The following is a 7,018-nucleotide window of genomic DNA, read 5'->3' on the forward strand; positions in this document are numbered from 1 at the left end:
GTCTGTATTAGACTTCACCAATATTTCCTGGAAATTTCCTGTATGCTCCTTTTTAGAGGATAAAATGGTACCTAAGTATGCGCCTAGAAAACCGAGCGGAATGGACAAAATCCCCGGTGACGTTAATGGAAATAACGGCTCACCCACAAATAAAGCTGCACCGGGTACTGGATTCCAAATATTCGGACTCACGGCTACAAGCGCCATTGTTCCAATTAAGCCYACGAGTATACCAGTAATCGCACCCGTGATATTAAAGCGTTTCCAATAGACCGTAAATAAAATGACCGGCAAATTGGAGCTGGCTGCTACAGTTAGCGCCAATGAAGCTAGAAAAGCTACGTTCATATTTTGAACAAACAGTGCTATGAAAATCGAAATGATTGTAATTCCGATCGATGCAATTCTAGCCATACGTACTTGTTGCGCTTCTGAAGCCTTACCATCTTTTAATATCTCATTGTAAAAATCATGTGAAAAGGCGGTCGCTCCTGTCACAACAATACCTGCTACAACAGCTAAAATTGTCGCAAATGCAACAGCTGAAATAATTGCAAATAATGTGTCGCCACCTAACATTTCGGCCAGTAAAGGGGCTGCCATATTCCCGGCCGGATTTGCTGCCATAATTGTATCTGCTCCGACAAACCGGGCTGCTGCAAAACCGAGAAAAATCACCATGACATAAAATAAACCGATAATCCAGATCGAATATACAACTGATTTTCTTGCGACTTTTGCATCTGGAACAGTTAAAAAGCGGCTTAACACATGTGGTAAGCCTGCTGTACCAAGAATCAATCCAAGTGTCAATGAAATCGCATCAAGTCCATTTGTATATTTTGCACCCGGATCGAGATACGCACCGCTCAATGGAGTTGCTGTTTTCATTTCTTCAAAAATGCGAATAAAATTGAAGTCGAACTTAGACATGACCAAAATAAAAATAAAAAAGGTCCCACCGAGGAGCAAAAATGCTTTTGTAATCTGTACCCAGCTTGTTGCCGTCATCCCGCCAAAAATAACAAATGTCAGCATCACTAGTCCGACTAGAATAACCGATACTTCATAGTTAATATCAAGCAGTAATTTAAAAAGAGCACCTGCTGCAACTAATTGAGCAAGCATATAAAAAACAGAGATGGTTAACGCATTAAATGCAGTCACTCCGCGAATTTTTTTCGAATTAAAACGTTCTGCGATCATATCAGCGAGGGTGTATTTCCCTAAATTACGAAGCGGTTCGGCGACGAGAAGCAAGACGACAAGATACGAGATGAGCGCACCGTACATGAGAAAAAATCCGTCATAACCAACGAGTGCTATCGCACCGATCAACCCCAAAAAAGACGAAGCCGACATAAAGTCTCCCGCGATAGCAAACCCATTTTGCCATCCTTTCAAACCACCGCCGGCAGTATAAAACGAACTGGCATTATTCGTTTTTCTGGATGCATAAAAAGTGATCAGAAGAGTAATAAGTACCACTAAGAGAAACATTGATACTACTTTAATATCCATTTATTCAACTTCTCCCTTCTCTTGCTTGACTCAACACCTGTGCTGCCATCTCATCAAACACTGCAGCCTTTTTTACATAAAGCCCACATATGATCCATGTCATCACAAATTGAGCAAAGGCAAAAAGCCATGCCCAAGAAATGGAACCGTAGAACGGTTTTGTCAGCCAATTCGAGTAGAAAGCGAAAACAGGAAGCAACAAGGCGAACCCGAGAAAGAAAACTGTTGTAAAAATGATGAATTTCTTTTTTGCTGCCAGTAGTTCCTGAAACTCGGAGGAGGCGCAAATTTTTTCATAATCCAATGAATGATATTTAGCCGTCGTTTTTTCATGTAGTTCCATTATTTGCTTTGCACCTCTTCTTTTCACTAGAATTAGGAAAACTTATTCTTTAATTTCGATTAAAAACAACTAGTTTCAGTTCTGTCATTTCTTCTATGGCGTATTTAATTCCTTCTCTTCCAACACCACTCTCTTTTACCCCTCCATAAGGCATGTTATCTACACGGAATGATGGAATATCGTTAATCATCACACCTCCAACATGAAGTTTTTCAGCTGCATGCAGGGCCGTATGAATATTATTGGTATAAATCCCTGCCTGGAGTCCAAATTTAGAGTCATTTACTTCTTCAATGGCTTCCTCTACTGATTGAACTTTATTGATTACAACAATTGGGGCAAATACTTCCTGACATGAGACTTTCAGAGAAGACTCTACATTTAATAAAACAGTTGGCAGTAGAATATTCCCTTCTACTGTTCCCCCTGTTGCTACTTCGGCTCCTTGTTGTTTCGCCTCGTGAATCCAATTTAGAGTCCGTTGAACATCTCCTTTTGAAATAAGCGCTGAAACGTCCGTTTTTGAATCTAATGGATCACCAACTTGGATTTGTCTTGTGGCTTTAACAAAATTCTGGACAAATGGTTCATATAAGCTTTCGTGAATATATATGCGCTGTAAAGAAATACAAACTTGACCTTGGAACGCGAAGGCTCCCTTAATGCAACGGTCAATTATTTTATTGAGATCGATGCCTTTGTCAATAATTAATGCAGCATTAGAACCAAGTTCTAGTGTTACACGCTTTAACCCCGCTTTGTTTCGAATGCCGATTCCCACAGCCGGACTTCCTGTAAAGGTAATCGCTGCAATTCGGTCATCTGTCACCAACTTGTCCCCTACTTTTTTGCCGCTCCCCGTAATTACATTTAAAGCACCAGCAGGCAATCCTGCTTCTTGAAGTAATTCCGCTAAAAAGTAAGAAGATAGTGGAGTTTGAGAAGCCGGTTTTAAAACGATCGTATTTCCCGACGCAATGGCTGGTCCAACTTTGTGGGCAACTAAATTCATCGGAAAGTTAAACGGTGTGATGGCTCCGATTACACCAATCGGTTCTCGCACAGTGTACGCCACTCTGTTTTCACCGCCAGGTGCTGCATCCAGCGGAAGAGTCTCTCCATGAATGCGTTTCGCTTCTTCCGCTGCAAATTTATACGTTTGAATAGTCCGGTTCACTTCATCCCGCGCAGTAGTAATCGGTTTTGCTGCTTCCAAAGCAATAATTTTCGCCGCTTCTTCTGCATTTTGCTCTAATAAAGCTGCTAATCGTTCAAGAATAGCAGCACGTTCATGGGCAGGCATCTTTTCCATAACTTTTCTAGCGCGAATCGCTGCTTCAATGGCTTCATTAACTTCTTTGTCATTAGCTGAAGGAATCTGTGCGATTACCTCTCCAGAAAAAGGTGACGTTAAATCTGTATATACCGATGCTTCTTTCCAGGTTCCATCAATGTACAAATCTTTTTTAATTTTCGTACTTATAGTAGTACTCCATCCCCTTTCTACTCAAAGCGCCATTATGGGAAATTAAATGACGTGTTCATCTTTTTGGGTGTATTCATTTACGCCGAATGCTTCATTTTGTTTTCCGTATATATAGTCAATCCATTTAACTTTGACCCGTTTCATTGAGGTATCTACGAAACAATCATTCAATTGAAGCAATATTGAGGATCGTTGATCATGTATTGAAATTTGGTGACAAGTTCCTTCATATATATGACCATCCAATTCAACCTGAATATGATATACACCAAGTTTAGGTACTCGATATTCTTTATCTATCGACACTTTAATAAATTGATGATTTTTATAGAAAAGAGAGTTTTGTTTTACATCCCCATGAACTTCATAAAACTCACCTAGATAATCGGGAACTACTTTTACATGGCCACCTGCCAGCAACTCTCTAATTGCCGTAGAACTAATTTTTTCACTCGCATGCTCAATTTTATGCACAGTTGTAACATCAAACTTTCCTAATCTATGATTTGATAGCGTTTCCATATTTCCCAATCCCTTAGAGCCATAGTGGTAATCAAAACCGGCCACCACATGTTTACATCGAAGTCCTGTAATATATTGTTCAACAAAATCTTCAGGTGAAAGACGGGCAAAGTCTGGATTAAATTCAACGATAAATAACTTTTCAACGCCCAACTTTTCAAACCGTTCTTCTTTTACAGGCAGCGGTGTTAAATAAGTCATTGGCTCCCGGTCGGGAAACAGAATATCTTTTGGATGCGGATAAAACGTCATGACCCCAAATGTACATTGTYTTTGCTTGGCCATTTTTTTTGCAGTTTCAAGAATTCCTCGGTGACCAATATGAACTCCATCGAAAAATCCAAGGGCCAGAACACAAGATTCCATTTCAGTGGCGATTGATTCCGCGATCGGGTGCTGAATATAAATCGTTTCCATCGTTTGCCCTCTCCTTTCTCTGAATTTAAGTTACTTGACGTTCGACGATCTTTCCGTATTTCCCTTCAAAAAAGGTTAATGGAGTACCTTCACGGAGAATAATGTCTTCCACTTCACCAATAAAAAGTGTATGGTCACCGGCCACCTGTTTTCCATAAACACGGCAGACGATATTCGCCAGTGCGTCTTTTACGACTGATACTTCATTAAGTCGATCAAATTCCGCTTCCCGTTCTTCTTTAATTTGTCCCGCGAACAACATGGATACTTCCTGCTGTTCCTCCGACAAAATATTAACGGCAAACTTCCCGGATTCATTAATTTTGTCCAGCATTTTTGTTTTTTCCCCAATTGAGATTAAAACCAGTCGTGGGTTCAGCGATACTGACATAAAGGCATTCGCTGTCATCCCGTGTGCTTCGCCATCCAGATCAGTTGTAATTACCGTAACACCTGTCGCGAATTTACCCATGGCATTTCGAAATGTACGATCATCCATACGTACCCCTCCATTCTTTTCATAATTTTTTAAAAAACTTTTTAAATAATGAATTCAGGCTTGCGCTGTTCCAGCGTCGGTGCCGTTGCCTGGACTTCTTCTCCAGTTTCAATGTCCAAAAACGGTGATGTTTCATTAAACCAGCAATCCGGAGCTTTTGCTCCCCAGAACGTTTGGCGTCTTGGATCATTCAAATCCCAACGTACCGGTTCAAAATCAGAATCACTCGTTAAGTAGTCTCCATTATATAGCTCAATGCGGTATCCATCGGGATCTCTCAAGTACAGGAAGAACGCGTTCGACAATCCGTGACGAGCTGGACCTCTTTCAATGCTTTCCGCATACCCAAGAGAAGCAAGGACATCACAGCAGTGAATGAGTGCTAATGGATCCGGAAGCCAGTAGGCAAAGTGATGAAGGCGAGGACCCTCTCCGTTCATAAACGCCTGGTCATGAACGGTTTGTTTACGATGCAGCCAGGCTGCCCAAATACGGTCATCTTCTGTTGCCGTGTATTCAGAGCAGGCAAAACCTAATTCTTTAATAAAGAAGTCATACGCCTTTTCTACATCCGGTACCGCGCAGTTCACATGGTCAATGCGCTGAATTCTGGCCCCTTTATATAAGTCGTAACGCTGGATCAAGCGCTCGGCTTTGTCCATTTTGCAAAAAAACTCAAGTGGCATCCCCGATGTATCATGAACATGAAGAGCGCGGCCAAGAGCATGTTGTGTTCCTTCTTCCAGCCATTTCGTCTTCAATCCTTTTGATTGGAATAATTCCGCTATGCGATCTAGGTCTTCCTCTTTTTCTACTTTGTATCCAAGGGCGTGAACGCCCAGCTTCTCTGATTTTTTCAATACCAAACTGTGATGTGTATGCTCTTCAAGCCCTCTTAAATAGATATACTCATCATTGCTTTCCGTTTCAATGAGCCCCAATGCATTGACATAAAAATCTCTTGAKYGATCCAAGTCCTTTACATTAATAACTGTTCTAGCAATTCGGATAATGTTAAAATCCATTACTGTTCATCCTCCTTTAATTATTAGTTATTTTAACGAGCTCTTCCGAACGGCTTAAAAATTCTTTGACGCGATCCACATATACTTGTTTGTCATAACCGTTGTAAAGCATGCTGGCCATGCGTACCGGATCCCCGAAGAAGAAACGCTCATACAGTGTTTGTCGCGAACCAAATGAACTCATGCATACATCCCAGGCAAGGCGGTACAATTTAACACGGTCGTAAGCATTACCCGTAGCGGATTGTAAATACTTATCCAGATCCGGACGAATTTCAGAGTGAAAATCAGCTTCATTCGGAATCGCCATCAAGCCACTTGCACCCATCAACTGCATAATTTCAGTGAAGCGCGGGTAAAGTTTCGGGAAGTAGTGGCGCGCAACGTTTAGCGGCGCGAAGTCAGGCGTCATCGTCCCCCATTTATCTAACTTTGCATTAGCCTCTGATGCCGTGACATAGGCTTTCATTGTTTCAAGCCCTATAATGACTTCCGAGATTTTTTCCTGGATATGCTGGTATTGCCCGATATTGATTGTTTCTGCCATCAACTGAAGAATACCGAGTATAAATTCTGTTTTTGCTACGTTTTTCGATACAACTTGATGCGTCATATGAACAACGGCGTTACTTGCGTTGTATGCTTCGTTACAGACAGCGACGTCACCAAGTGAGAAAACACGATCCCATGGAACCACGACGTCATCAAAGACAACAATTGTATCCATTTCTTCATACCTAGAACCGAGTGGATGGTCGAAATTAGACTTTCCGTAATCAAATGATTCTCGGCAAATAAACTTTAAGCCTGGTGTGTTATTCGGAATGGAAAATGCGTACGCATATGGGTTTTCTTCCTCTGACTGTTTCAATAATGTAGAAGGGAATACCATAATTTCATCAGTGATGCCGCCCTGTGTAGCTAATAGACGTGCCCCTTTAATGACGACTCCTTCCGACGTCTTTTCCTTAATCCGTGCAGCAATATACGGATCTGGAAGCTGAGCGGAATTGACCCCTCTGTTTACTTGTGGCTGAATTAACGTGTGTGTTAATGACAAATCATTTTCACGGCAATATTCCAGGTAATTTTCCATATTCTTGGCGTACATCGGATCTTGTTTCCCGAACATTTCAGCAGCCGCACCGTACGCCATCATACCGACGTTAATATACCTGGAATATTGCCGTGAAAATGATTTGTCA

The 7,018-nt window shown here is 41.4% G+C and carries 7 protein-coding genes; all 7 read right to left on the reverse strand.

The window, feature by feature from the left end:
• Nucleotides 1–1,521 (reverse strand): solute symporter family protein (locus tag AC1DUW_RS17780; protein ID WP_477643095.1); only part of this gene is annotated, 1,521 nt, incomplete at its 3' end.
• A 4-nt stretch (nt 1,522–1,525) separates the two neighbouring features.
• Complete coding sequence (locus AC1DUW_RS17785) at nt 1,526–1,864, reverse strand: DUF485 domain-containing protein (RefSeq protein ID WP_053346336.1); 339 nt, start codon at nt 1,862–1,864, stop codon at nt 1,526–1,528.
• A gap of 49 nt (nt 1,865–1,913) precedes the next feature.
• On the reverse strand, nt 1,914–3,323 hold the full coding sequence (locus AC1DUW_RS17790; protein WP_477643096.1) for an aldehyde dehydrogenase family protein: 1,410 nt from the start codon (nt 3,321–3,323) through the stop codon (nt 1,914–1,916).
• 69 nt (nt 3,324–3,392) lie between these two features.
• On the reverse strand, nt 3,393–4,289 hold the full coding sequence (locus AC1DUW_RS17795; RefSeq protein WP_477643097.1) for a cytidyltransferase: 897 nt from the start codon (nt 4,287–4,289) through the stop codon (nt 3,393–3,395).
• A gap of 25 nt (nt 4,290–4,314) precedes the next feature.
• Nucleotides 4,315–4,788, reverse strand: a complete 474-nt coding sequence (locus AC1DUW_RS17800; RefSeq protein ID WP_053346339.1) for a flavin reductase family protein — start codon at nt 4,786–4,788, stop codon at nt 4,315–4,317.
• A gap of 41 nt (nt 4,789–4,829) precedes the next feature.
• Complete coding sequence (gene hpaD / locus AC1DUW_RS17805; protein ID WP_477643098.1) at nt 4,830–5,813, reverse strand: 3,4-dihydroxyphenylacetate 2,3-dioxygenase; 984 nt, start codon at nt 5,811–5,813, stop codon at nt 4,830–4,832.
• 16 nt (nt 5,814–5,829) lie between these two features.
• Nucleotides 5,830–7,018 (reverse strand): 4-hydroxyphenylacetate 3-monooxygenase, oxygenase component (hpaB, locus tag AC1DUW_RS17810; protein ID WP_477643099.1); only part of this gene is annotated, 1,189 nt, incomplete at its 5' end.

The organism is Peribacillus sp. P4_C12 (genome assembly GCF_056402095.1).